At 39.8% G+C, this 26,679-nt stretch carries 20 protein-coding genes; 10 read left to right on the plus strand and 10 right to left on the minus strand.

Annotated features, from left to right (window positions below; genetic code table 11):
• Positions 1–186: 186 nt before the first annotated feature.
• A complete protein-coding gene (sstT, locus tag PVK63_RS04620; protein WP_274439895.1) occupies positions 187–1,431 on the plus strand; it encodes a serine/threonine transporter SstT in 1,245 nt (414 codons plus the stop codon).
• Between the two features lie 78 nt (positions 1,432–1,509).
• Here sstT and PVK63_RS04625 read toward each other — a convergent pair whose 3' ends face one another.
• The 3 genes from PVK63_RS04625 to glgC form a co-directional block, all read right to left on the minus strand.
• Positions 1,510–2,172 (minus strand): YoaK family protein, encoded by a 663-nt coding sequence (locus tag PVK63_RS04625; RefSeq protein ID WP_130043658.1) that lies wholly within the window; start codon positions 2,170–2,172, stop codon positions 1,510–1,512.
• 163 nt (positions 2,173–2,335) lie between these two features.
• A complete protein-coding gene (gene glgA / locus PVK63_RS04630; RefSeq protein ID WP_274439896.1) occupies positions 2,336–3,784 on the minus strand; it encodes a glycogen synthase GlgA in 1,449 nt (482 codons plus the stop codon).
• Positions 3,774–4,991 (minus strand): glucose-1-phosphate adenylyltransferase, encoded by a 1,218-nt coding sequence (glgC, locus tag PVK63_RS04635; protein ID WP_130043656.1) that lies wholly within the window; start codon positions 4,989–4,991, stop codon positions 3,774–3,776. The genes glgA and glgC overlap by 11 nt, the downstream gene beginning before the upstream one ends.
• A 303-nt stretch (positions 4,992–5,294) precedes the next feature.
• On the opposite strand from glgC, the gene PVK63_RS04640 reads away from it, so the two are divergent.
• Positions 5,295–5,942 carry a YdcF family protein gene (locus PVK63_RS04640; protein ID WP_274439897.1) on the plus strand — a complete coding sequence of 216 codons (648 nt, stop codon included), beginning with the start codon at positions 5,295–5,297 and terminating at the stop codon, positions 5,940–5,942.
• Positions 5,943–6,017: 75 nt separating this feature from the next.
• Here the strand turns inward: PVK63_RS04640 and glgB are convergent, their stop codons facing one another.
• From glgB to PVK63_RS04655, 3 genes are read right to left on the minus strand one after another with little or no spacing between them, the layout of a single operon-like run.
• The gene (gene glgB / locus PVK63_RS04645) at positions 6,018–8,168 is read right to left on the minus strand and encodes a 1,4-alpha-glucan branching protein GlgB (RefSeq protein ID WP_274439898.1); all 2,151 of its coding nucleotides are present in this window, start codon (positions 8,166–8,168) and stop codon (positions 6,018–6,020) included.
• 53 nt (positions 8,169–8,221) lie between these two features.
• On the minus strand, positions 8,222–10,402 hold the full coding sequence (gene malQ / locus PVK63_RS04650) for a 4-alpha-glucanotransferase (RefSeq protein WP_274439899.1): 2,181 nt from the start codon (positions 10,400–10,402) through the stop codon (positions 8,222–8,224).
• A gap of 54 nt (positions 10,403–10,456) precedes the next feature.
• Positions 10,457–12,910, minus strand: coding sequence for a glycogen/starch/alpha-glucan phosphorylase (locus PVK63_RS04655; RefSeq protein ID WP_274439900.1), 2,454 nt, complete (start codon positions 12,908–12,910; stop codon positions 10,457–10,459).
• 395 nt (positions 12,911–13,305) lie between these two features.
• Between PVK63_RS04655 and malT the strand changes: the two genes are divergently transcribed.
• Both malT and PVK63_RS04665 read left to right on the plus strand, forming a co-directional pair.
• Positions 13,306–16,011 (plus strand): HTH-type transcriptional regulator MalT, encoded by a 2,706-nt coding sequence (gene malT, locus PVK63_RS04660; RefSeq protein ID WP_274439901.1) that lies wholly within the window; start codon positions 13,306–13,308, stop codon positions 16,009–16,011.
• Between the two features lie 134 nt (positions 16,012–16,145).
• Complete coding sequence (locus PVK63_RS04665; protein ID WP_274439902.1) at positions 16,146–17,066, plus strand: DUF368 domain-containing protein; 921 nt, start codon at positions 16,146–16,148, stop codon at positions 17,064–17,066.
• 97 nt (positions 17,067–17,163) lie between these two features.
• Here PVK63_RS04665 and PVK63_RS04670 read toward each other — a convergent pair whose 3' ends face one another.
• On the minus strand, positions 17,164–17,769 hold the full coding sequence (locus tag PVK63_RS04670; protein WP_130086310.1) for a TetR/AcrR family transcriptional regulator: 606 nt from the start codon (positions 17,767–17,769) through the stop codon (positions 17,164–17,166).
• Positions 17,770–17,950: 181 nt separating this feature from the next.
• On the opposite strand from PVK63_RS04670, the gene PVK63_RS04675 reads away from it, so the two are divergent.
• Both PVK63_RS04675 and PVK63_RS04680 read left to right on the plus strand, forming a co-directional pair.
• Entirely contained in the window at positions 17,951–19,066 is a 1,116-nt protein-coding gene (locus PVK63_RS04675) for an efflux RND transporter periplasmic adaptor subunit (RefSeq protein ID WP_274439903.1), read from the plus strand.
• Positions 19,067–19,068: 2 nt separating this feature from the next.
• A complete protein-coding gene (locus PVK63_RS04680; protein WP_274439904.1) occupies positions 19,069–22,116 on the plus strand; it encodes an efflux RND transporter permease subunit in 3,048 nt (1,015 codons plus the stop codon).
• Positions 22,117–22,219: 103 nt separating this feature from the next.
• Here PVK63_RS04680 and focA read toward each other — a convergent pair whose 3' ends face one another.
• The 3 genes from focA to PVK63_RS04695 all read right to left on the minus strand — a co-directional run bounded on the left by focA (position 22,220) and on the right by PVK63_RS04695 (position 23,998).
• A complete protein-coding gene (gene focA / locus PVK63_RS04685; protein ID WP_130043646.1) occupies positions 22,220–23,068 on the minus strand; it encodes a formate transporter FocA in 849 nt (282 codons plus the stop codon).
• Between the two features lie 169 nt (positions 23,069–23,237).
• The gene (locus tag PVK63_RS04690) at positions 23,238–23,423 is read right to left on the minus strand and encodes a hypothetical protein (RefSeq protein ID WP_130048363.1); all 186 of its coding nucleotides are present in this window, start codon (positions 23,421–23,423) and stop codon (positions 23,238–23,240) included.
• Positions 23,423–23,998 carry a DNA-3-methyladenine glycosylase I gene (locus tag PVK63_RS04695; RefSeq protein WP_130048364.1) on the minus strand — a complete coding sequence of 192 codons (576 nt, stop codon included), beginning with the start codon at positions 23,996–23,998 and terminating at the stop codon, positions 23,423–23,425. The genes PVK63_RS04690 and PVK63_RS04695 overlap by 1 nt, the downstream gene beginning before the upstream one ends.
• Before the next feature lie 116 nt (positions 23,999–24,114).
• Between PVK63_RS04695 and PVK63_RS04700 the strand changes: the two genes are divergently transcribed.
• The 4 genes from PVK63_RS04700 (at position 24,115) to PVK63_RS04715 (ending at position 26,602) form a co-directional block, all read left to right on the plus strand.
• Positions 24,115–24,555 (plus strand): hypothetical protein, encoded by a 441-nt coding sequence (locus tag PVK63_RS04700; RefSeq protein WP_130086307.1) that lies wholly within the window; start codon positions 24,115–24,117, stop codon positions 24,553–24,555.
• The gene (locus PVK63_RS04705) at positions 24,552–25,109 is read left to right on the plus strand and encodes an SCO family protein (RefSeq protein ID WP_130086306.1); all 558 of its coding nucleotides are present in this window, start codon (positions 24,552–24,554) and stop codon (positions 25,107–25,109) included. Before PVK63_RS04700 ends, PVK63_RS04705 begins: the two co-directional genes overlap by 4 nt.
• Before the next feature lie 48 nt (positions 25,110–25,157).
• A complete protein-coding gene (locus tag PVK63_RS04710) occupies positions 25,158–25,604 on the plus strand; it encodes a copper chaperone PCu(A)C (protein WP_130086305.1) in 447 nt (148 codons plus the stop codon).
• Positions 25,605–25,705: 101 nt separating this feature from the next.
• Positions 25,706–26,602, plus strand: coding sequence for a DMT family transporter (locus PVK63_RS04715; RefSeq protein ID WP_130048368.1), 897 nt, complete (start codon positions 25,706–25,708; stop codon positions 26,600–26,602).
• Positions 26,603–26,679: the final 77 nt, after the last annotated feature.

Raw genomic sequence — 26,679 nt, forward strand, 5'->3', positions numbered from 1 at the left:
CTCATTTTATTATTTTCGTTGATAATATAGTCAACTATTGGTTTGATAACTCATTAATTCTCTATATTATCGGCATTTTTCGAGAAGTCTTTAACAAGATAGTGCAAAAAAATAGACAATAATGTTACCATTCTTCGCATAAGCATCAGATAAGATGCATGTAGTACTCATTTAAAGGAATTTTATATGTCGCAAGCCCAGCCCCTACTCGTTCGTATGATGAATACAAACATCATAATTCAAATACTTATTGGTATTATTGCAGGTGTTGCACTTGCTACCTTATCCCCAGATATCGCCACTTCTGCGGGATTGTTTGGTCAGCTATTTGTTAGCGCACTTAAAGCAATTGCTCCTATCCTTGTTTTCATTTTGGTTGCCTCTTCTATCGCTAACCAAAAACGAGGACAAGATTCAAACATGAAACCTGTCATCGTTTTATATTTAGTGGGTACTTTTTGTGCTTCATTAACCGCTGTGGTTATGAGCTTCCTTTTTCCAACAACCCTTACTTTAGTTACAGATGCTGCAACTAACAGCGCACCTGAAGGGATTGCTGAAGTCCTTCATACTTTACTGTTTAAAATCATTGATAACCCAATCAATGCGTTAATAACAGGTAATTTCATTGGTATTTTAGGCTGGGCTGTCGCGTTAGGTTTAGGCCTACACTCTGCCTCTGATGCTACCAAAAAAGTCTTTATTGATCTATCTAACTGTATTTCAGACATTGTAACGGTTGTTATTCGTTTCGCTCCGATTGGTATCTTTGGTTTAGTATCAAGCACATTTGCTGAAACAGGCTTTGATGCACTAGCGAGTTATTCTCACCTGTTAGCTGTACTGCTTGGTTCAATGGCTTTCATTGCCCTTGTTGTGAATCCACTTATCGTATTTATCCGTACGAAACGTAACCCATACCCACTTGTTTTCTTATGCTTACGTGAAAGTGGTGTAACGGCATTCTTCACACGAAGCTCTGCAGCAAATATTCCGGTAAACATGGCGCTGTGCGAACGTCTAAACCTACACAAAGATACTTACTCAGTATCAATCCCACTAGGTGCAACGATTAACATGGCAGGCGCTGCAATCACAATTACCGTATTAACGCTTGCAGCGGTAAATACAGCAGGTGTTGAAGTTGATTTGGCTACTGCATTACTACTTAGCCTAGTTGCTGCGGTTTCTGCATGTGGTGCTTCAGGGGTTGCTGGCGGTTCATTACTGCTTATCCCATTAGCATGTAGCCTATTTGGTATTTCAAATGATATTGCAATGCAAGTCGTTGCTATCGGCTTTATCATTGGTGTAGTTCAAGATTCAGCTGAAACGGCGCTAAACAGCTCAACAGATGTTATCTTTACTACAGCAGCGTGCCGTAAAGCAGATAACCCATACAAGCCACTAGTACAAACATCAAACTCTTAATACTAAATTAAAAATTAGTGATTAAGACTAAAATGGCCGCTAAGTTAGCGGCCATTTTTATTTGATATACCAATTCCATTAATAATCTTTATGTTGGTATAAATAAACTGAATAAGAAAATGCTAACAACGCACATAATGTCGCAGGAATAGCTAGCGTATTTATCCCAAGAAAAGGATAGAAATAACCACCAATCACGCCACCAAACACAAAGCCCAATGCGATAAATAAATACAATGCTAAACGACGACGATGAATCGGCTCTCCCTTTAACTTCATACCTAGCATAATCCCAAGATCAGTAAGCACTCCCGTTACATGAGTGGTACGAACTACTGCGCCACTATAAGTGGTAACCAAGCCATTTTGTAATCCACAAGCCGCAGAAGCAAAGTAATGCCCCCACTGACTTCCTTCACCTAAAACAATCATTGCAGTAAACAACAAAATACTTTCAATACAGAGTGCGAAATTATATCGGCGCCCTAATTTTAATGCGGTACAACCGACAATTAAGCTACTTAGTGAAGAGCCTAAGATAAAGCTAAAGATGATAAAGAATAAGTGCCATGTTGTTTCGTTGAACCCAAGCAGTTGAGTTCCAAGCAACGTTGCAGTACCAGAGAGATGAGAGATAGATTGGTGCTGAAAACCCAGTAAGCCTACTGAGTTAGTGATCCCAGCTAAAAGTGCTAGAAAGAAGGTGCCGTATTCGACCCATTTAGGAAGTTTTGAAATCACGATGCGATACCTAGCCAGTAAAGAGCGTTATTCTATACCCAAGTAACGTCAAGATACAGTTTCAGTAAAATTTATCTGATCCTATACGCTTATCGACCTTAAATAAAAAGGAAAGACGTAATGCCTTTCCTCTAAATATTGTCAATTAGCTGTTTTATTCAAATTACGACAAATACATCTTAAGGTACTTATCTGCCGCTTCATCCCAACTAAAATTTTGCGTCATTGCATGTAACTGCACGCGCTTAACCTCATTAAGATCTTGGCTATACAGTAATAAAGAACGCATTAGTACCAACAGTAATTCTATTGGGTCTGGTTTTTTAAAACTAAAGCCTGTCGCATTTTCAGAGTCAGTATCATAATCAATAACACTGTCTTTAAGACCACCAACTTCTCGTACAATCGGTAATGTGCCATAAGCCATGCTATAAATTTGATTTAAGCCACAAGGTTCAAATTCTGATGGCATTAAAAAGAAGTCTGAAGCCGCTTCTACCCAGTGTGCCAACTTATTACTGTAAGCTTCAACAAAAGCAAATTTATCGCTATGAATCGCAGAGATCTCCGCCAGTTGATTCGCCAAAAAGGGATCACCTGTACCCACAATAACGACTTGAACATCATTTTTTAAGAACTGTTCTAAGATTGGTAATAGATAATGAATGCCTTTTTGGTTAGTCAAACGACAAACCATGCCATAGACAGCAACGTCTTTTTGAGGAAGATTCACTTCTGCTTGCAAAGCCGCTTTACACGCTTTTTTGCCTCGAACCATGCTGATACGATTTGCTTTAAACTGTTTAGGTATAAAACTATCTACTTCAGGGCTCCACTCACTGTAATCACAGCCATTCAGAATACCAAACAGATCAGCTTCTCTTGACTGAAATTCATTAGCCATACCATGAGAACCAAGCTCTGTCAGCAGCTCTTTGGCATACGTAGGGCTTACTGCATTAATTTTATCTGCACATAACACTCCTGCTTTAAGTAAGCTGACATGGCTATGACTGACAGCCGCTTCTGGCACATAATGTGATTTAAACTCAGAAAGGCATTCAATCTCATCATAATGGAAGATACCTTTAAACACCGCATTATGAACAGAAAGCACACTTCGGGTGTGTGCAAAAAACGCATCATTGCTGTAACGTTTTTTCAGTAAGTATGGGACTAAGCCTGTATGCCAATCATTAGCATGAATGATTTCTGGCTTAATGTTCAATTTTGGCAGCATATCCAAACAAGCCGCACTAAAAAAAGCGAAACGCTCACCATTATCAGCATACGCTTGATTATTTTCTGCGTACATTTCTGCACGATCAAAATATTCTGCACACTCGATAGCAAATACAGGTACACCGTCCACATCTAACGCTCGAACTTGATATGCGGTGTGTGGCCAATGCTCTAATTTTGTACTTAATAAGATATCGGCATCATCTCGACCAGGAATAGTGATATAAGCAGGCATTGCAATGCTGACATTATGACCTAACTTTTTAAGCGATTTAGGCAGAGCCTTGGCAACATCTGCCAAGCCTCCACTTTTGATCAATCCTTCGACCTCAGATGCTACAAATAAAATTGAAAGCGTCTTAGTAACCAATTCTCTCTCCTTTAGGGATAACTACGATACCCTCATCTGAAACATGATATTTTTTCTTATCTTCTTGAAGATTAACACCAATTTCAGTTCCAGGGGCAATATCTACACCTTTATCAATGATAACTCGGCGTAAAACACAACCTTTACCGATTTTTACATCACCTAAAAGAATACTTTCGCTAATATCACACGCTGAAGCAATATTACTACGGAAACCTAGAACTGACTTCTCGATACGAGAGCCACGAATATAACTACCGCCACACACTAAGCTGTCAATAATTTGCACTCGTCCATTATCTGAATCACTAAATGTGGCTGGTGGAAGTGGCGGGTAATAGGTATGTAGCGGCCATTTACGGTTATAAAGAGAAAATGGAGCGTCCTTTTTAAGAAGATCCATGTGTGCTTCCCAATACGATTCAATCGTACCTACATCACGCCAATATACCTCTTCTTTTTCACCTGTAATTTGGTTAGTGCTGAAATCATAAACATAGACATTTCCTTCAGGGAACATCTTAGGAATGATATCTTTACCAAAGTCGTGCGACGAATCTGCAAGATCTGCATCATATTTTAGCTCTTTACATAAACTTTCAGATTCAAAAATGTAATTTCCCATAGAGACAAGAGCAATGCCCGGTTGACCTGGAATACATTTGGGATTGGCTGGTTTCTCTTCAAAACCAATCATTTTCCCATGTTCATCTACCTCAATAACACCAAAGCCAGTGGCGTCTTTCGCAGGCATACGAAGTGCAGAAACAGTCAGTGCTGCTTGCTTTTTCTTATGGAAATCGAGCATTTGTCGAATATCCATTTTATAGATGTGGTCAGAACCAAAAATACATACATGCTCCGGCTCTGATGCTTCAATAAAGCTAATATTTTGATAAATAGCATCGGCTGTTCCTTCATACCAACGCTTTCCTGTACGCATTTGAGCTGGAATGGGGTCAATAAAGCGATCGGTAATTCCATTTACATTCCAACCTTTTTTCATATGTTGAAATAGAGACTGTGACTTAAATTGGGTTAAAACATAAATTCGCATTAAATCTGCATTTACAAAATTGTTTAATGCAAAATCAATTAATCGGTAGCTACCACCAAACGGCACCGCAGGTTTTGTGCGAGACTCAGTTAACGGGCGTAGGCGTGAGCCTTCACCACCAGCCAAAATCATTCCTAATACACCAGCCATTTTCTCTCCTTGAGATTATCGTTAATATAGCCACTATGAATTAATAGCGACTTTAAACATTATTTGGGATTAACTTAACATATTTTTTTTACAAATCTGAGAAACATGTAACTTATATTTATTTGCAATATAAATTCATACGATAGTGTGGTTTAGTTCAATATTCCCAGACCAGCCAACACAAATAGTTAACATTGTATTTACCAATCCTATATATAGTTATTCATGCCATAAAATAGTAATTGAAAGTGATGACTTACAGTGCAATTATTTGAACTATAGTTACTTAGTAGGGATCATGGTATGGCACTCAGTTTGTTTCAACAGCTTCAACTTATTTGGGATTATCATCTTTTAAATCAAGAGATAAAAAAAAGCGATGCTATCTTTGTGTTATGTAGCTATGATTTACGTGTTGCTGAACATGCTGCTCTGCTCTATCTTGATGGGTATGCCCCTTTGCTTATCTTCTCAGGGGCGCAAGGACGTGCGACAGAAGGCTTGTTCCACTTAAGTGAGGCTGAAACTTTTGCAAATGTAGCTAAAGATATGGGGGTTCCCTCTTTTGCTATTCTTGTGGAAACAAAAGCGACTAATACGGGTGAAAATATTTTCTTTACTCAAGATTTGCTTAAAGAAAAAAATATCAAGGTTGAGTCTCTGCTGTTAGTTCAGAAGCCTTATATGGAAAGAAGACTACTTGCTACTTTCTTAAAAAACTGGAACGATATAGAATTCTGTATCACCTCCCCTAATATTAGTTTTATCAATTACCCGACTGACGACGTAACGTTTGATCATGTCGCTAGTATTATTTTAGGTGAGTTACATCGACTAAAAATCTATCCAACCTTGGGTTATCAAGAAGCGCAGGATATTCCCTATGATGTTTGGGAAGCGTTTGAAAATCTTACTCAACTTGGCTTTGACGAATATTTATTACCCGAATAAAATAAATACATAAAAATAGCCCTGAATCACAAACATAATTCAGGGCTATATATTATTTTACTATTTTTGGACAACTTACTTTAAACGATAGAATACCGTTGAAAGAGGAGGCAAGGTGATTAAGATAGATTGAGGTAATCCCTGAGACTCGATAGATTCCGTTTTCACGTTACTAACCACATCGTAATTACTGCCTCCATAGAAGTGTGCATCACTATTAAGTAGTAACTCATATTCACCAGAAATAGGCATACCTAAACGGAAGTTTTCTCTTGGTGTTGGTGTAAAATTACTCACCACCAAAATACGCTCACCGTTATCGCCTAAACGTTCGTGAGCTAATACGCTCATTTCTGCTTCATCTTGCAAACGCCATTCAAAACCACACGGGCTACAGTCATTTTGATACAGTGCTGGTTGTGACGTGTACATTTTATTCAAATCACGAACTAAAGCTTGCATACCAGAGTGACGATCAAACTCGGTTAAGAACCACTGTAGTTGACTATCGTGATCCCACTCTGCACTTTGGGCAATCTCTGCACCCATAAAGTTTAACTTCTTACCAGGCTGGCCATACATATAACCCATGTACGCTCGCATATTTGCAGTTTTTTGCCATTCATCTCCCGGCATTTTATCTAGAATAGCGCCCTTTCCATATACTACTTCGTCATGAGAAAGTGATAATACGTAATTTTCACTAAAAGCATAAACCATAGGGAAAGTAATGGTGTCGTGATGATAACGACGATGGATTGGATCTTCTTGAATATAGCTTAAACTGTCATGCATCCAGCCCATATTCCATTTAAAACCAAAACCTAAACCACCATCAAAGGTTGGTGCTGATACGCCAGGAAACGCCGTTGATTCTTCAGCAATAGTCATTGCATTTGGATAATGAGAGTAAACTTCTTCGTTCATCCATTTCAATAACGCAATAGCACCATGGTTGTGATTTCCGCCATCCCAGTTAGGGATCCACTCACCCTCTTCACGAGAATAATCAAGGTAAAGCATCGAGGCTACCGCATCAACACGCAAGCCATCAATATGGAAATGCTCAAACCAATGCAAAGCATTTGAAACTAAAAACTCACGTACGTGTTGTTGGTCATAATTATAAATGAAACTTTGCCAATCATTGTGCCAACCACGACGTGGATCTGGATCATTAAACAATGATGTACCATCAAAATTTGCTAAGCCATGCGAGTCAGATGGGAAGTGTGCAGGAACCCAATCCAATACCACTCCAAGGCCAGCTTGGTGACACTGATCAACAAAATATTTAAAATCGTCAGGCGTACCAAATCGGCTAGTTGGTGAGAATAAGCCTATCGGCTGATAACCCCAAGAACCATAAAATGGATGCTCAGATACAGGCATTAATTCAAGATGAGTATATCCCATATCAACCATGTATGGAATTAGCTGCTCAGCCAACTCACGATAAGTCAGAAACTCTCCTTGCTCATTTCGCTTCCACGATCCCGCATGAAGCTCATAAAATGAGAGTGCTTCTTTCTGTTTTTGTGTTACCGGACGTGTTTGCCATGCAGAGTCTTGCCACTGATAATTTGTTTGGTCATAAACCACGGAAGCAAAAGAGGGGTATTGTTCATTATGAGCGCCAAATGGGTCCATTTTATGAGGCAGTGCTTCTCCTTGAGGCCCTTTAAGCTCAAACTTATATTTTACCCCTGTTGTATGTTCAGGGATAAACAAAGCCCAAAGCCCATTATCAATACGCTGCATTGGATGACGACGGCCATCCCATTGATTGAAATCACCAATCACACTGGCTGCTGATGCATTTGGAGCAAAAACAACATAACGCACACCCTGTACTGATTCACCACAACGTTCAACTGTCATGATGTGTGCACCTAGATGGTTATACATCTCTTTTGGCGTATGCGCTTGAGCATCACTTGGGGCAATATCATGATATTGATAAGGATCGTCAATGACTTGCTCTATGCCATCCCAATTAACGACTAACTGATAATGTTGATCAGTTAAATCGAGAGGCTCATTGAGAATAAACATCCCCTCTTGAGAAGGTTCAGTGTGTAATACGTGATTTTTTTGATTTGAAGAAAGGCGTGCACTAACGGAAGTGGCTCCTGGAAGCCAAACACGCAATGCAATGTCAGTAGATTGATATTGTGGACCTAAAAAAGAAAATGGATCTGAAAATGCAGCTCTTTCAAGCTGCATATAAATGTCCTTTTCTTTACGTTCAACAAGTAAGTTCAACGTAAATACTCCTATTATGTTCGGCTAGCTTGAGCACGAATGTCAGTTAAACGCTTAGTTAACTCATTCACTTCTTGACGATTAAAGATCTCATCCAAAGTAATAGATAACTTACGACGCCAGTTTGGATATTCATCAACAGTCCCCGGTATGTTAACTGGTTTATCCATTTCTAGCCAATCTTCAAGCTGTAAACTGAGAAGCGTGCTCGATCCGGCTGCCAAATGACACTGAAGCGCATCACTCAGATGTCTATCCATAGGAACATAAGCCGCATCACGACCAACGCCTTCAGGTAAGAAACCATGGAAATCAACACTGTTTAAGATCTCTTGCTTAGACTCCGCTCGAGTTTCGAATAACGCTTGTAACTGCTCCGCATCTGGGTATAAGCCAATTTCTTCACCCATTTTTAAATCATCGCAATGCCAGAAGCCGCGCAAAGTTGGCATATCATGCGTACACAACGCAGACATTGATTGCTCTTGGTAATGTGTTGGAGAGTAATAGCCACCATCTTCAGCGGTTTCAAAGAAAAACACTTTATAAGAGTGAATGCCAGCATCAGCCAGTAAATCAACGATTTCATCAGGAACGGTACCTAAATCTTCGCCAATCACAGAGCACTCATAACGATGGCTTTCCAAGGCTAAAATAGACAACATGTCTTCTACTGGGTAGTACATGTATGCGCCTTTAGTTGCATTTTCCCCTTTAGGGATCCACCACAGACGTAATAGCCCTAATACATGGTCAATACGCAATGCACCACAAGCTTTCATGTTGGCACGCAGTAATTCGATGTACGCTTCATAAGCTGTCGCTTGCAATGCATGGGGATTTAATGGTGGTAAACCCCAGTTTTGACCTAGTGGACCTAAGATATCTGGCGGAGCACCAATGCTTACATCTAGGCATAAATTGCCATGATCTGCCCACGTTTCAGAACCAGAATCAGCAACCCCAACAGCCAAATCACGATACAGACCTACGTCCATGCCTTTTTTCTCGGCAAACTGCTGAACATCATTAATTTGCGTAAAAGCAATCCATTGTAAGTACATGTACAAATCAACTTGGTCGCGATTGTCTTTAATGAATTGCTGTACCTGCTTATTATCAAAGTGTTGAAGCTCACTAGGGAATACTGGCCATCCCCAAATGCTTTGATCTTGGGTATAAAGTGAATTATGCAGCGCATCAAATGCCGCTTGATGAAGCAGACTTTCGCCACCTTCTTCGACAAACGCAAGGAACGCATCAGAGCGAGCACTACCCTTATCTAAATGACGCGTTTTAAACTCAGCAAACAACAAAGGAAGTACGCTCATTTTTAGCGCAGATACTTCAGTATAATTTACCCAATGAGACTGACGAGCTTCATTCAAACGTTGTTGAAATTCAGCACTGCCAACCAATTCTTGTGCGTTATTACACAGTGCAAACTCAGGCACTGAACAAACATCAATATAAAGAATATTTAACCAACGACGAGAAGATGGGCTATACGGGCTCGCTCCTTCAGGGTTAGCAGGGAATAGAGAGTGAATAGGGTTTAAACCAACAAAGTCACCACCACGTACCGCAATATCACCGACTAATTGCTTAAGATCACCAAAATCACCGATACCCCAGTTATGCGCGGTTCTTAACGTGTAAAGCTGAACACTTGGGCCCCACATTTTTTTGCCTTGAGTGATCGCTTCTTGTTTAAAACACGCTTGAGGTGTCACGATCAATGTCATTACATAAGGTGCTTTACGACGTTTGCGAATGATTTCTAATGTATGGTAACCCCATGCTAACGTAGGTAAAGAGAATAATAATACACCACCATTTTCACGGTCATCCTCAATGATTTGAGATTGCAAATAACCTTCAAGTGTCTCACCCTCTTCTGTGGTTACTTTCCAGTTAAATTCACTAATGCGAGCACTTTTTCCTAGGTGCATTTCTATTTGTAATGGCTCATTATCGCGAATCACTTTAACTGGCGCTAATACGTCTTTCTTCAACATTTTCTCAGAAGAGCTAAGTAATGTTTTATCATTCTTCGTATCATAACCTAAAGAAGCCAGTAGACACGTTAAGGTATCGTCACTGACTTTTGCTTCATCGCCCCAAGCGCTTACATAACTATTTGCTAGCCCAGCCTGCTTTGCGACCTGATGTAGTACATTATTATTATCTTTCATCGCTTATCTCCAAGGGCAGCATAACACTGCCCTCATTATTTATTTCATAATCAATTAACGGTTTACTGCTTCTAGTTTCCAGATGTTATTTACATAATCTCGGATACTACGGTCAGAACTGAATTTGCCTACAAGAGCAGTGTTTAAAATAGCCATTTTCGCCCACTGTTTTTGATCACGATATGCCGCATCAATGTCATTTTGAGCACGAACATAATCTGCAAAGTCAGCCAGTACTAGGTACGGGTCACCGCCATAAAGTAGGTTGTCACGCGTTGCTGATAGCAATCCAACTTTGCCAGGAGTAAACTCATCACCAGCAAGAAGATCTAATGACGCTTGCAGTAATGAATCTGCCTCATAATATTTATATGGGTTGTAACCAGAGGCTTTTAGCGCTTCAACTTCATCAACATCAAGACCAAAGATAAAGATGTTTTCGTCGCCAACTTCTTCACGGATCTCAACGTTTGCACCATCCATTGTACCGACAGTCAACGCACCGTTTAGCGCCATTTTCATGTTACCCGTACCTGATGCCTCTTTACCTGCGGTAGAAATTTGCTCAGAAACGTCAGCTGCTGGAATGATGATTTCAGCCATACTCACTCGGTAATCAGGAATGAAGACCACTTTCAGTAAATCAGACACACGAGGGTCGTTATTTACTTTCTCAGCTACTTTATTGATAGCAAAGATGATTTCTTTTGCTAAGTGATAGCCCGGCGCTGCTTTTGCAGCAAAGAAGAACACACGTGGGTGCATATCAAAACCCGGTTCATTCAAAATACGGTGATATAAAGAAAGAATATTCAACAGATCTAAATGCTGACGTTTATATTCATGCAGACGTTTAATTTGCACATCAAAGATCGCATCAGTATTTAGTTCAATACCCATGTTCTCTTGAACCCAATCCGCAAGACGTTGCTTGTTTTGCTTTTTAACCGCCATAAAGTCTTTTTGGAACTTCGCGTCATCGGAAAATTTGGCAATATCACGTAACTGGTCTAAATCTGCTGGCCACTCATTACCAATTTTAGATGAAATAAGCTCAGAAAGACCTGGGTTACAGAACTTCAACCAACGGCGAGGTGTCACACCATTAGTCACATTGGTTAATTTGCCCGGAAAATATTCATTAAACTCAGGGAATAAATCACGCTTAACTAACTCAGAATGAAGTGCCGCTACACCATTTACGGCATAAGAAGAAACAACACATAAGTTCGCCATACGCACCATACGGTGAGTACCTTCTTGGATGATTGATAGCTTACGTAATTTATCTACATCACCCGGCCATTTCAGTTTTACGCCCTCTAAGAACAGGTAGTTAATCTGATAAATGATTTCCATGTGACGAGGAAGCAAGCGAGAAATTAGCGATTCGCTCCACGTTTCTAATGCTTCTGGAAGTAACGTATGGTTAGTGTAAGCAAATGTCTTAGAGCAAATAGCCCATGCCGCATCCCATGTTAAGCCACGCTCATCTACTAGAATGCGCATTAATTCAGGAATACCAATCGTTGGGTGAGTGTCGTTTAGTTGGATCGTTTCGTATTTTGGAAGATCTTCAATCTTATGACCTGCCGCATCATGGCGACGTAAAATATCTGCAATCGAACATGCACAATGGAAGTACTGCTGCATTAAACGCAGTGTTTTACCTTTCTCATGGTTATCATTCGGATACAAGACTTTCGTTACGTTACCCGCATCAATTAGAGCATGTTGCGCTTCAAAATAATCGCCATTGTTAAAGCTAGCTAAGCTAAACGGTGCTTTTGCACGACATTCCCACAAACGCAGTGGATAAACCGTATCACTTTGGTAACCCACAATAGGTAAATCCCAAGGCATACCTTCTACTGACATACTAGGAACCCAACGGCGCTTCTCTTCACCATTTTCAGTATAAGTTTCAACATGACCATAGAAGCCAACATTTTGTGCGAAATCTGGACGCGCTACTTCCCAAGGGTAGCCTTCTACACCACACCATGCATCAGGTGCTTCTTGTTGGCGTCCATCTTCAAAAGACTGACGGAACAGGCCGTATTCATAGTGTAGACCGTAGCCAATCGCTGGGAACTCTTGTGCCGCTAACGAATCCATAAAACACGCAGCTAGACGACCAAGGCCACCATTACCTAATGCAGGATCACGCTCTTCTTCTAATAAATTCGTTAAGTTATGCCCTAACTCACCCATTGCAGCCGTAATTTCTTCGTAAAGCCCCATACTAATAAGGTTGTTGCCTGTTAGGCGGCCAATTAAAAACTCTAGAGATAAATAGTTTACGCTGCGTGCGTTTTTAATTTTCTCATCATTTTCAGTGCCTACAAGGTCAAATGTAGTTAGCTCAGCCAAAGCTTTACCCATCGCTAAATACCATACTTTTGATGATGCTGTTTTTTCATCCGCACCAAACGTAGTAACTAAATGCTGTTTTACAGAAGCTTGAAATGTTGCTTTATCAAAATCTTTAATGTTGTTCGTTTTCATCTTATGTCTCTCACGAAGGTTCATAAATCAACTGTGATTAATCCTGCCTTTTTCATCCAGTGGTCGCATCATCCTCTTAGGGGGAGGAGAATAAATGAAAGTAAGGCGTAGTAAAAAACAGCCAATTTAAGTGTGATAAGCAGCAAGTTTTGTAGGCTTACCTGCTTTTTGGTGTGATGAAAAACACACATTCTCCACATAAAACACAAAACGATAACAAGATCACAATTTTAAACATTGCCAAAATTAATCTTTAATGTGTAATTAAAGATCTTGATTTATAAAACAAACACAAACTAAATAAAAACATAGATCACATTTATGGGGCGTAGATAAGACATTTCGTAACATTATTAAGGATAATTGCCTCAGTATTTTTAAGAAGAACAATAATTATGTTAATACCATCAAAATTGCATTTCCCAAGACGTTTGCATAACGCCATCATAAGACAACGTGTTCTCGATATCCTCGCTGATGCGATGCATTATAGACTCGTTTTATTTCGCTCTCCCGCAGGCTACGGGAAAACAACCATGGCAGCACAATGGTTATCCGACAAAGAAGCAACAGGTTGGTACAGTTTAGATGAGGCGGATAATGATGAATTTAAATTTGCCAAATACTTCATTCAAGCCATCAGCAATGCGACTCAATTAGAGCTCCCCCATTCCAAAGCGTTGACTGAAAAACGTCAATTTGCTTCGCTATCGAGTTTATTCTCTCAAGTATTCACTGAGCTTATTCCCTTTCAAGATGAAGCCTACTTCGTTCTCGACGACTATCATTTAATCACCAATGAAGCGATTCATCTTGGGTTAAAGTTCTTCCTTAAACATTTACCTGATAATCTCACTTTGGTTATTACTAGCCGTTCTCAGCCACCACTAAATACCGCTAATTTACGAGTTAGAGATCTGCTTATTGAGATTGATAACCAAAGCTTGGCTTTTGATCAATCTGAGACTTCTCTTTTCTTTAATCAACGTCTTAATAGTGATATTGACCAAGAATCAATTACCAATGTTCGTAAACACGTTGAAGGGTGGCCATCTGCCTTGCAATTGATTGCACTCCACAGCATTCAACACAATCAGCCGTTAAGTAACTCGGCGCAGGTCATGGCTCAGCTTAATCATACTCATTTATGGGATTATCTTGCTGAAGAAGTGTTTGACCATTTAGATAAAGAAACTCAAGCATTCTTAATGCGTTGTGCCGTCTTTGAACGTTTCAGCACCCAACTGCTGCCAGAAGTCACCAGCCGTAATGACTCGCAATTGCTTATTGAAAACTTAAATCGCTTTGGGCTTTTTATTAACAGTGATGGTGATAATGGTGATTGGTATAAATTCCATAACCTCTTTGCCGAGTTTTTAACTCATCAACGACAAAGTCATCTCTCTCATGAAGAAACCGATTTACAACAAAAAGCAGCCCAAGCTTGGTTAAAACAAGAGAACATTTATCAAGCCCTTCGTCATGCAAAAATCGCTAAAGATGACCAATTAATTGCTAATATCCTCACGCAATATGGCTGGCATTTGTTTAATAATGGCGAGCTTGTGTTACTTGAATCAACCATTAAACAACTTGACCCAGAAGTCTTGTTTGCATCACCCAGACTTGTGATCATTCGTGCATGGTTAGCACAAAGTCAGCACAACTATTTACAAGTGGACGATCTTCTTTCTGAAGGCCAAAAAGAAATGTCTGCACGCAACATTACGTTAGACAGACACATGCAAGGCGAAATCGATGCTTTACGCGCACAAGTAGCCATCAATAAAAATGACCCTGAATCCGCTCTCGCCTTTGCTGAAAAAGCACTTGAAGAGCTTGAGACCAATAAATACCGCAGCCGAATTGTTGCAACATCGGTGATTGGAGAATACCACCACGTTTCTGGTAACCTTGCACAAGCGCTGGCTTTAATGCAGCAAACTGAAAAAATGGCCATGACTTATGGTATTTATCACCAAGCACTCTGGGCGATTCTACAACAGAGTGAAATCTTAATGGCTCAAGGCTTTATGCAGGCAGCCTTTGATTTACAAGATAATGGTTTCAAACTGATTAAAGACCAAGATTTAGGCCAGTTACCTTTGCATGAGTTTTTACTTCGTTCGCGCGCTCAGATTTATTGGTTCTGGTTCCGTTTTGACGAGGCAGAGCAATGCACCTGGAAAGGCTTAGACGTTCTTTCACCCTTTGATGAGACCAAACACCTACGTGGTTACTCAATGCTTGCTCGTTTAGCGGTAGCTCGTGGTGAACTAGACAAAGCCGAGCGCTATCTTGAGAAGTGCCAACAGCTATTAAGCCAAGCTGATTACCATATCGATTGGAAAGCGAACGCGTCTTCTGCTCAGCTTTTCTATTGGCAAGCAAAAGGCAATATCGATGCTATCAGTTACTGGCTAACTCACACAGAAAAGCCAGAGACCCGTTGTAACCACTTTACTCAACTGCAATGGCGTAACATAGCAAGAGCCCAGTACCACTTAGGTGAGATAGATGCTGCGATTATCACATTGCAAGAGTCTCAGGCCATTGCACAACAACATAAATTGATTACCGATATTAACCGTAATGCCGTAATGGAATCCGTTTTACTTTATGAAAATAAGCAAATTAATGAGTCAATCGAAGCGATGCATCTTGCGATAAAGCAATCCAATCAAACAGGTATTATTGGTAGCTTTTTAATGGCGGGTAAAGACATTTTAAAACCCTTAGCCAAATTGCTACAAAAAGGAAATATCACCGAACTTGAAAAGCATCGAATTGAGCAATTACAAAAAGCATTATCTAATAATGAACGCTCTCGCTCTGCACATTTTGATGAAACCTTTATTGAAAAAGTGATTAATAATCCAGAGGTTCCCGAGTTGATCAGAACAAGCCCTCTTACTCATCGTGAATGGCAAGTGCTTGGATTAATTTATTCTGGTTTCAGTAATGAGCAAATTGCCGCAGAGTTTGATGTTGCCCCTACTACAATAAAAACCCATATTCGAAATTTATACCAAAAGTTAAATTTAGCGAATAGAAAGGCAGCAATTGCTATGGCTGATGAGCTAGTTAGTATGATGAAGTAATCACATACTAGCTATTATCTCGTTAGTAATATTGGGATAATTAATTTTACGACATTTTTTATACAAAAACTTATGTATAATCACGTACCTTCGTGCATTATGCATAAGTTTTTTTTCATTTATATAGAGCTAAAATGAACTATTTAACGACATTCTTTAAAGGTATGGCAATGGGCGCAGCTGATGTTGTTCCTGGAGTATCTGGTGGTACGATTGCCTTTATTACTGGTATTTATTACACGCTTTTAGAAAGCATCCGTCGTATTAATCCTTCTATTTTAGGGTTATGGAAACGTGAAGGCTTTAAAGCGGCATTTGCACACATTAATGGTTTTTTCCTCATTTCTCTTTTTGGTGGTATTTTAACGAGCATTTTAACACTCGCAAAATTCATCACATGGATGCTGCATACGCACCCGATTCCTCTGTGGTCATTCTTCTTTGGCTTGATCATCATCTCCATTATTCATATCGCTAAGCAAATTGAGAAATGGTCATTAGATCGTTTTGTTATGTTATTGGCAGGAGCCGCGTTTGCTTATAGCATTACGGTACTAAACCCAATGACAATGACACCATCAACCTTTACTTATATTCTTGCTGGTTCAATTGCCATTTGTGCCATGATTTTACCTGGCATTTCAGGCAGCTTTATTCTTCTGCTTATTGGTATGTACAGCCCTGTTCTTGGTGCCGTAAAGTCTCTTGATTTGGTCACTATGGGACTATTTGCTTCAGGTTGTGTCATTGGCCTATTAAGCTTTTCTCATGTTTTATCTTTCTTACTAAGAAAATTCCGTGATATTACCTTAATCTTTTTAACGGGGTTAATGGTAGGTACGCTAGGTAAAATTTGGCCTTGGAAAGAAGTGATTGAATGGCGCGTGAACTCAAAAGGTGAACAAACCCCTTTAATTGAACACAACCTATCTCCATTTGACTATGAGCAAGTAACACAGCAACCTGCGCTTATTGGCTTTGCTGTTGTTGGTGTGATTCTAGGTATCGGTTTGGTGGTTGGTTTAGAAATGTACGCAAAGAAAAACGACAAGTAATACGTATTTTTTAAACAAGCTATAGAAACAAAAATGGCGGTGAAAGCAAGGTTATACACCTTATCTTCACCGCCATTTTTATGGTAAAAAATCAATCTCACTTAATACCATAAGATTGAATAAAAATAGACGTTACCGTATCGACCTTACTTTTCACCGCATCACCTGTCGGTTCAGTGTCCAAATTCATGACCTGCGGCCAAAAGAACAGCCCTTGAAATAAACTCACGTACACATCTGTCATTAATTTTGAATCGACATTCTTTAATCGCCCAGCCTCAATTGCCGCATTGAACCACTGCGTTATTGCGCGAATACTATAGATATTTTTTATTAAGTTTTTTGCCATTTCTGGTTGACGTAAAAACTCCATCACTATGGTGCGAGCAAGGGAAATACCATAGGTTTGATAAAGTATTTCTATCTCTTTATAAGCAATATCATTCAATTGCTCTTCGGTACTTTTCTCTTCATCAAATTGATAAGAAACGTTTTCGTTTACTGAGTCATTAATAATGGTTAATACCGATTCAAATAACACTTCTTTACTTTCAAAATGACGATAGAGGGTACGTTTAGACACTTCAGCCGAGGCGGTAATTCTATCCATATTGGCAGCAAGAAAACCGTGTTCAATAAATTCTTCTTTTGCCGCATTGATAATATCAAGGTGCTTTTGCTGTGATCGTGTCAGTTTTTTCATAGTCCCTCCATCACTAAATTTAGACCATTCTACCCATTCAAAATAAATATGTACACTCAAGAGTTTACTTTTAAGAAATTTAACCATAAAATAAACTCACGAGTTTACTTTGGTAATTAAAAAATGATTTGCTCGACTATTTTATGTTCAACCAACCACTCTTTTCATGAGGAATGAGTCAATGAGCTCACGTATTTCGACTGTTATGTTAATGAAGAAAACCGTACTGGCTGTCAGCCTTGCGATTGGCACACTAATGATCTCTGGGTGTGACTCAAACGATGCAAAATTAGAAACAACAAAAGTCGACACGATTCGCCCTGCACTTATTGAAGTGATTAGCCCAAGTATAAATGCACAACTACGCTTTAACGGTGTTGTACGCTCAGCCGAACGTGCTGATTTAGCTTTTAGAATGAATGGACGTGTTATTAACGTGCTTGTTGAAGAGGGCCAACAGGTAACAAAAGGACAATTACTGGCGCAATTAGATCCTCGTGATGCGAAAACGGCATTAGAGTCAGCGCGTGTTGAATATAAAAATAGCCAAGCAGAATACAACCGTGGCAAAGCGATTTATGAAAAAAGCCAAGCCATTGCTAAGAGTGATTTAGATACGTTAAGCACTCGCTATAACCTAGCTAAAAATCGACTAGAAGAAGCAAAACGTCAATTAGAGTACACCCAATTGACCGCTCCTTTTGATGGTATTGTTGGTCGTAAGATGATCGATAATCATGTGCAAATACAAGCAAATAGCCCAGTATTGACCATTCATGATCTTGATAACTTAGAGGTACTTATCAATATTCCAGACAGTGTCATGTTAGGCGAATTAAAAGGCTCTGAAGCGATTGCTCAAATCAGTGCTGTTCCTAATGTGCGCTTTCCTCTTGTATTAAGTACGTATGGCACCCAAGCAGACCCAATAACGCAAACCTACCCTGTGGTACTAAAGTTTAAAGAGTTAAGCGGCTTTAATGTATTACCAGGCATGACAGTAAAAGTGACTCCTGTGTATCCAAAAGACTCAGCAGAAGGAAACACACTCATTACCGTGCCTTTAACTGCTATCGTACCAGATAACAAAGGCGGTCAATTTGTGTGGGTGGTTGATGCTCAAAATCAAGTACAGCAACGCACGGTTAATACCGGTGAATTACTGGCAAACCGAGTGGTTATTACTCAAGGCTTGCAAATGAATGAACGCATTATCATTGCCGGTGTTACTAGCATTAAAACCGACATGATCGTAAAACCCTATTCTGAACAATCAGCAATGAGTGACGGGGAATAGAAATGGACATTGCACGTTATACCATTACTAAACGTACCTCAGTGTGGGTGCTTATCACTCTGATCTTATTTGGTGGTTACTTAAGCTATTTAAAACTAGGTCGTTTTGAAGATCCTGAATTTGTCATTCGCCAAGCGGTAATCAACACTCCTTATTCTGGCGCAACCGCTCAGGAAGTATCTGACGAAGTAACCGACATTATTGAAGGTGCCGTTCAATCACTTCAAGAAGTAAAAGAAGTGAAATCTGTCTCTAAACAAGGCATGTCTGAAGTGACGGTTGAAATCAAACTTGAATTTGCTCAAAGCCAAGCCGCTTTACAACAAGTGTGGGATAAACTGCGTCGCAAAATTGGGGATGCACAACGCCAATTACCACCAGGAGCAAGCGCATCGATTGTTAATGATGACTTTTCTGATGTGTACTCGCTGTTTTTTGCCGTAACAGGCGAAGGCTTTAGTGACAAACAACTGCAAGATTATGTCGATGACTTACGACGTGAACTTGTTCTTGTCCCTGGCGTTGCAAAAACAGCAACACTAGGCGAGCGCCAAGAAACCATTTTCGTTGAAATGTCGAGCGAACGCATGGCGCAATTTGGCGTGTCTGCAGAAAAAGTGTATCAGGTACTACAAAAGCAAAACATCGTAACGGTTGCCGGAAGCATTGAAACGGATGCAATGCGTATTCCTGTGATCCCAAACTCAGGGATTAACTCAATTGATGACTTAAATAACCTGCAAGTAAGCCTTGGGAATAACCATACTGTCCTTCGTTTAGGTGACATTGCAACGGTTACTCGTGGCTACCAAGAGCCGACGTCTATGCTAGTTCGTTACAATGGTGAGCGCGCCGTAGGTTTTGGTATTTCAAACGTATCAGGCGGTAACGTGGTTGATATGGGCGATGCCGTAAAAGCGCGTATTGCAGAGCTAGAAGGTCAACGTCCATTAGGGATAGAGCTAAATGTCATTTCTATGCAATCGGATTCGGTTCGTGCGTCGGTAACTAACTTTATTGATAACCTCATTGCCGCTGTTGTGATTGTATTTGTCGTCTTATTACTGTTTATGGGATTACGCTCAGGCATCATCATTGGCTTTGTTTTGCTACTGACGGTTGCAGGTACATTATGCATCATGTTAATCCAAGACATCGCAATGCAAAGGATCTCTTTGGGTGCATTGATCATTGCATTAGGCATGCTAGTAGATAATGCGATTGTGGTAACAGATGGTATTTTAGTACGCTTACAAACCACTCCAAATGACAGCCGTGATGAGATCGTTTCAGATGTCGTTAATGCAACTAAATGGCCTCTTCTGGGCGGTACGGTTGTAGGTATTTGTGCCTTTAGTGCTATTGGTCTTTCTCCATCAGACATGGGCGAATACGCAGGATCTCTATTTTGGGTGATTTTATACTCAATGCTATTAAGTTGGGTATTTGCGATTACAATCACGCCAATGCTATGCCACGATTTTCTAACCGTGAAAGCAATAGATAACCAAGCACCACCAAGCCGTATTAGTCAACAATACCGTCAATTATTAACGTGGGTATTAGCGCATCGTGGTATCAGCCTAGGTCTTTTATTGGTTGTTTTATTTACTTCTATTTATGGTGTTCGTTATATTCCACCGGGCTTTATGCCAGAGTCTCAACGTGCTCAGTTTGTGGTTGATGTTTATTTACCGCAAGGGTCAGACATTAAGCGTACAGAGCAAACTATTGCGGCCATAGAGCAAGATGTAAAACAAAAAGAAGGCATCACTAATATCACTAGTTTTGTGGGCGGTGGCGGTTTACGTTTCATGCTAACCTACTCACCAGAAGCGCGTAACCCAAGCTATGGTCAGCTACTGATTGATATTGATGACTATCAAAACATTGCTCCACTGTTGGTTGAACTTCAAACTGAGTTGGATGCAAAATACACCAATGCGTCGATTAAAGTATGGAAATTCATGCTAGGCCGCGGCGGCGGTAAGAAAATTGAAGCCGGATTTAAAGGCCCAGACAGCCATGTGTTGCGTCAATTAGCAGAGCAAGCAAAAGCGATCATGCTTAATGACCCACAATTGATTGCAGTACAAGACGATTGGCGTCAACAAGTGCCAGTGCTACGCCCTCAATTTTCAGAAGAAAAAGCACAACAATTTGGATTAACCACACAAGAGATAAATAAAGCCATCGCTCAAACATTATCAGGGCGAAACGTTGGCGTTTATCGTGAAGGTAATGACTTAATTCCAATTATGGCTCGATCACCAGAAACAGAGCGTAATCATCAACGTGCGATAGAAAATACAGAGGTATTTAGCCCAACGACCGGCAGTTTTATCTCAGTAAGCCAGCTTATTGAATCATCAAACTTAGTTTGGGAAGATGCCATTCTGCGCCGTATTGATCGAATGCCGACCATTTTAGTACAAGCTGACCCAGCGCCGGGCGTACTGACTGCGGATGCCTTTAAACAGGTAAGAGAGAAAATTGAAGCTATCGAACTTCCATCTGGATATCAGTTAATTTGGTATGGGGAATATAAAGCCTCTAAAGACGCGAATGAAGGCTTGGTAATATCAGCACCTTATGGGTTTGCAGCGATGATTTTATCTGTGATCTTCATGTTCAACGCATTACGTCAGCCATTGGTTATTTGGTTAACGGCACCTTTAGCCATTATCGGTGTATCGGTTGGGTTAATCGTATTCCAAACGCCATTTGAGTTTATGGCAATACTGGGCTTTTTAAGTCTTATCGGCATGATGGTGAAAAATGCGATAGTACTAGTAGACCAAGCGGATGTGGAAGTAGCAAATGGTAAGCACCCTTACAATGCGATTATTGATGCGTCATTAAGCCGTGCAAGACCAGTATTACTCGGAGCACTAACAACCATACTTGGTGTTGCTCCCTTGCTTATCGATCCGTTCTTTAAAAGCATGGCGGTAACTATTATGTTTGGTTTGTTGTTCGCAACCATACTGACATTAGTGGTTATCCCACTCTTTTATGCAATGTTCTTTAGAATCAAGGTAAACCACTAGTTGAAAATCACTAAATAACTGGCATAAAAAAGGAGCGTTCAATACGCTCCTTTTCTTTATCTAACGTCTATCTAAAATTTACATAAGCAGTTAGCGCATCAAATTAATGATGGTTTGGCTCACGTAGATAGATGATCCAGTACCCCATACCAACGAAGATACCACCACCAATGATGTTACCAATCGTCACAGGGATAAGGTTATTAATAACAAAATTACTTAATGTTAAGTCTGCAAAATCTAATGCAGAATAACCACTTGCCGCCCAAAATTCAGGAGATGCAAATGTTTTAATACCGACAGCCATTGGAATTTGGAACATGTTTGCAATACAGTGTTCAAAACCAGCAGAAACAAACATTGCTACAGGAAGAATAATAACTAAAATTTTATCCGTTAATGTACGACCTGAAAATGTCATCCACACACCCACACACACTAACACATTACACATTAGCCCTAGCGCAACCGCCTGCCAAAAACCATGATGCATTTTATGCTGAGCAATTTTCATCGTATTAATACCAACTGCACCGCCATCATTCATGTATTGCTTAGCAACTAACATGATACCAACAAGCAACATAGCACCAATAAAGTTACCAACATAAACAACCGCCCAGTTAGCACACAAGCTTTTCCAGCTAATTTTACCACTTGCACGGGCAACCAGTGTTAATACTGAACTCGTAAACAGCTCACCACCAGTGACGACAACCAAAATAAGACCAAGGCTAAAGGCAAGACCACCAATAAAGTGAGACATACCCCATGGCATTGACTCTGCGCCAGTAGTAACTGTGGTATAAAAAATGAAGGCAATACCGATGTGAATACCAGCAGTGATCGCTAATAAAAATGATTTGAATGGGTCTTTAGTTGCTTTTGCTACGCCAACTTCAGCAGCGCGTTCAGCCATTTGTGGCGGTAATAAAGAGTCGAACTGGTTCATATTAGTAACATTTTGATACAAGTGAATAGGAAGGTCGGATAATCCTCCTATTTTGTACGGAATACAAGCGATTTTCAGGTCTGCAAGCATTAAAATTGAGAAAATTTACAACTATTTTAAAAAAACACAAAATGAGACATAGTTCACACTCAATAAGTAAATATAAGATTTAGATTTTAATATCTATCTTATCTTTATGACGACGATCTTGTTTAAATCGTCTCTCATACAAAACAGGCTTAGAGGGATAATTTCGACGTTCCTTTTTCTTACGTAACTCTTCTTGATACGTTCCATCAACATCCACCGTATCAATAATATTTTCTTCTACATCAGGTAATGATTTCTTATTCATTACTTTTCCTTACTGTCTTTGTTATAACAAGGGCAACTCACTAAGTGATCATTCACTACCCCAGTCGCTTGTAAAAAAGCATAGCAAATAGTTGACCCGACAAACTTAAAGCCGCGTTTCTTTAAATCTTTACTTAATTTATCTGATAACTCAGTTGTTGCTGGTACCTCAGACATGCTTTTCCAATGATTCTGAATAGGCGTTTGGTCGACATAACCCCATAGGTAATTAGAAAAACTGCCGAACTCTTTTTGTATATTAATAAAAGCGTGAGCATTAGTAATTGTAGATTTAATTTTAAGTCGGTTACGTATAATTCTCACATCCAGCATTAACGCATCTACTTTTTCTTGATCGTATTGACTGATTTTTTCAATATCAAATTGATCAAATAGAAGCCTATATCCTTCTCGCTTCTTTAAAATCGTCGACCAACTTAATCCCGCTTGAGCCCCTTCTAAAGTTAAATACTCAAATAATTCATCATCAGAATAAACCGGAACGCCCCATTCATTATCATGATAATCTCTATCTAAATCAGAAACCTCTGCCCATTCACAACGCTTTTTATCCATTGTTATAACCTCTTTTCTTAGACAACTTAACTGAGTTCACACTACCGCAACTAGTATCCTATTCTGTATTGTCATTATGCTACCATTTGCGCACTTTTTTCTGAGTGGCTGTCTGTATGAAAATTCTTTCAACTGTATTCAAAACATTCTGTATTACTGCCTTATTACTTATCGGCTTCTTTTTCTCTGACATGACTCATTTTGTCAAAAATCAGCTCAAGCCAAGCATTGCGATTGAAGATACTTGCCAGCTATCGACTCAACCCTGCATACAAAATGGCGTTGATATTCAGTTACAAAAAGACACTCTTACGCCTTTAGAGCCTAGCTCTATTACCGTTAAATGGCCAAATACGAACTCAGAAAAACTCCTTCTTTCTCTTCAAGGGGTCGATATGGAAATGGGTAATCCTATTTTTCAGCTAACCAAAACCAACGACAACACGTTTGAAGGCGAGATCCTATTACCTATTTGTACTCAAAATACCATGGTGTGGACAGGAATCCTCACTGATGGAAATACAGAAGTCACTATTTCATTAAAGGCTCAACAATGAAAAAACTCTTACTCATTATCGCGATCGTATTCGCAGGATTTGCGTTAAAACAGATCTACTTAGCAAATCTCACTGATGATGTCTCTCTTTATGGCGAAAACAATAATGCCGTTGATCTGTTTGATCTGAGCGATCCACGTATTCGTATTGTCTACTTTGGCTTTACACGCTGTCCTGATGTTTGTCCTACGTCATTAGCTATGCTATCAGGCGCATTCAACCAGATAGACGACACCACATTATCTCAATTTCGCCCTATTTTTATCACGCTTGACCCACAAAGAGACTCACCAGAGCACTCTGCTGAGTACGCACATTACTTTCATAAAAAGATAGAAGGCAGCTCTGGCTCACTACAAGCGATCAATATGTTAACTGAGCGTTACGGCGTCACCTTCCATAAAACCGAACTCAAAGACTCTGCATTAGAGTATACGATTGATCACTCCTCTTATTTTTACTTTCTAACACCAGATGGAACATTAATTACCAAAGTGCCTCATACCATGACACCTGAACCAATAGTGAAAGCGATGTTGTCTCTTTCGCAATAAAAATAACTCGTGTCCCTAAGGGACCATTACTTCTTAAAGGAATATCCGATGAAAAAAACCATCTTTGCTCTAAGTGCTCTTTTACTTAGCTCTACCGCTTTTGCTCAAAGTGAATTAACCATTGAAAATCCATACGCACGCGCAACGCCACCCAATGCGGTTAATAGTGCTATTTTCATGACCATAAAAAATGACGGCGATAAAGATCGAACACTGGTATCAGCCACGACCTCAGCCGCAAATAAAGTTGAACTGCATACCGTGATAAAGACGGACGGCATGATGAAAATGCGTGAAGTAGAATCTATCACCATTGCAAAAAACTCAGACACCGTTTTAAAGCCAGGCGGCTTACATATCATGCTTTTTGAACTAACTGGTCCATTAAAAGAAGAAGAGTTTATTGACGTAAACCTTAACTTTGCAAATGGCGATAAAGAAGTATTTAAAGCACCAGTAAAAAAAGTAATGGCTGGAATGAAGCACAAAATGTAATCATGTCTTTCTAATAAATCAAAGTGTCCGATTAGAGATATATATAATTAATTGTACCTGTCAAACTGCATCCCATTATCCTCTGATGAGATGCAGTTCACATGTATTATCTTTTACCGCTATTCACCGTACTTATTTGGGGCGGCAATTCTATTATTAATAAAATGGCAGCTTCTGCTATTGAGCCAAGTGCAATGAGTTTTTATCGTTGGGCTTTTGCCATGCTGATTTTGACTCCATTTTGTTTGCCTTCTGTCATCAAATCTCGACATGTGATCCGTCCTTATTTAAGTAAATTGGCTTTTTTAGCTCTACTTGGCATGGTATTAAACCAATCTCTAGGATATTACGCTGGCCTAACAACAACGGCTTCCAACATGTCTCTTATTACCTCGCTAGTGCCTTTGATTAGTATTTTCTTAAGCTTACCTCTACTAGGTAAACGTATTTCTAAATTAAGTATTGTGGGTGCGGTGATCTCGCTAGCTGGCTTAACATTCATGCTTGGGCATGGCGATGTGACTTTCTTCTTACATCAACCAATTACTGAAGGTGATGGCTTAATGGTTATCGCAGCTCTTTGCTATGCGGCCTACTGTGTTTTATTAAAACGTTGGAAAATGCCCATCACCAACTGGCAGCTAATTTACATGCAAGGCTTATTTGCTGTTGCTATGTTGACCCCACTGTGGCTAACGAGTGAAACATTACTTCCTACTGAAGGCTCTATCCCACTCATCATGTATGCCTCTATTGCTGCGTCTATTCTAGCGCCTTGGATGTGGGTAAAAGCGATTGATGTCATTGGTGCAGAATCAAGTGCGATGTTCATGAATCTGCTGCCTGTAGTGGCGGTATCTCTAGCCGCGATTCTGCTGGGTGAGAAGATTGAGAGCTACCATTTAATGGGTGGTTTAATGGTAATTTCTGGTGTTATCTTGGCTCAAATTAAAACCAAAAAAGCCAAACCAGAAGCAAACTTACTTATCAAAGCGTAATTATTGTTAGTAGCAGCATGATATAAGAAAGCCGACTGTCTATGAGTCGGCTTTTTTGTGGATATTCGTTAATTGTT

Source organism: Aliivibrio sp. S2TY2 (assembly GCF_028765525.1).
Lineage (GTDB): Bacteria > Pseudomonadota > Gammaproteobacteria > Enterobacterales > Vibrionaceae > Aliivibrio > Aliivibrio finisterrensis_A.

Bases quoted from the DNA above. Each gene is read 5' to 3' on its own strand.
- PVK63_RS04655 (WP_274439900.1), bottom strand. From the start codon at position 12,910: ATGAAAACGAACAACATTAAAGATTTTGATAAAGCAACATTTCAAGCT.
- PVK63_RS04675 (WP_274439903.1), top strand. From the start codon at position 17,951: ATGAGCTCACGTATTTCGACTGTTATGTTAATGAAGAAAACCGTACTG.
- PVK63_RS04715 (WP_130048368.1), top strand. From the start codon at position 25,706: ATGTATTATCTTTTACCGCTATTCACCGTACTTATTTGGGGCGGCAAT.
- focA (WP_130043646.1), bottom strand. From the start codon at position 23,068: ATGAACCAGTTCGACTCTTTATTACCGCCACAAATGGCTGAACGCGCT.
- sstT (WP_274439895.1), top strand. From the start codon at position 187: ATGTCGCAAGCCCAGCCCCTACTCGTTCGTATGATGAATACAAACATC.
- PVK63_RS04710 (WP_130086305.1), top strand. From the start codon at position 25,158: ATGAAAAAAACCATCTTTGCTCTAAGTGCTCTTTTACTTAGCTCTACC.
- PVK63_RS04640 (WP_274439897.1), top strand. From the start codon at position 5,295: ATGGCACTCAGTTTGTTTCAACAGCTTCAACTTATTTGGGATTATCAT.
- PVK63_RS04665 (WP_274439902.1), top strand. From the start codon at position 16,146: ATGAACTATTTAACGACATTCTTTAAAGGTATGGCAATGGGCGCAGCT.
- PVK63_RS04690 (WP_130048363.1), bottom strand. From the start codon at position 23,423: ATGAATAAGAAATCATTACCTGATGTAGAAGAAAATATTATTGATACG.
- malT (WP_274439901.1), top strand. From the start codon at position 13,306: ATGTTAATACCATCAAAATTGCATTTCCCAAGACGTTTGCATAACGCC.
- malQ (WP_274439899.1), bottom strand. From the start codon at position 10,402: ATGAAAGATAATAATAATGTACTACATCAGGTCGCAAAGCAGGCTGGG.
- PVK63_RS04670 (WP_130086310.1), bottom strand. From the start codon at position 17,769: ATGAAAAAACTGACACGATCACAGCAAAAGCACCTTGATATTATCAAT.
- glgC (WP_130043656.1), bottom strand. From the start codon at position 4,991: ATGGCTGGTGTATTAGGAATGATTTTGGCTGGTGGTGAAGGCTCACGC.
- glgB (WP_274439898.1), bottom strand. From the start codon at position 8,168: ATGCAGCTTGAAAGAGCTGCATTTTCAGATCCATTTTCTTTTTTAGGT.
- PVK63_RS04695 (WP_130048364.1), bottom strand. From the start codon at position 23,998: ATGGATAAAAAGCGTTGTGAATGGGCAGAGGTTTCTGATTTAGATAGA.
- PVK63_RS04700 (WP_130086307.1), top strand. From the start codon at position 24,115: ATGAAAATTCTTTCAACTGTATTCAAAACATTCTGTATTACTGCCTTA.
- PVK63_RS04705 (WP_130086306.1), top strand. From the start codon at position 24,552: ATGAAAAAACTCTTACTCATTATCGCGATCGTATTCGCAGGATTTGCG.
- PVK63_RS04680 (WP_274439904.1), top strand. From the start codon at position 19,069: ATGGACATTGCACGTTATACCATTACTAAACGTACCTCAGTGTGGGTG.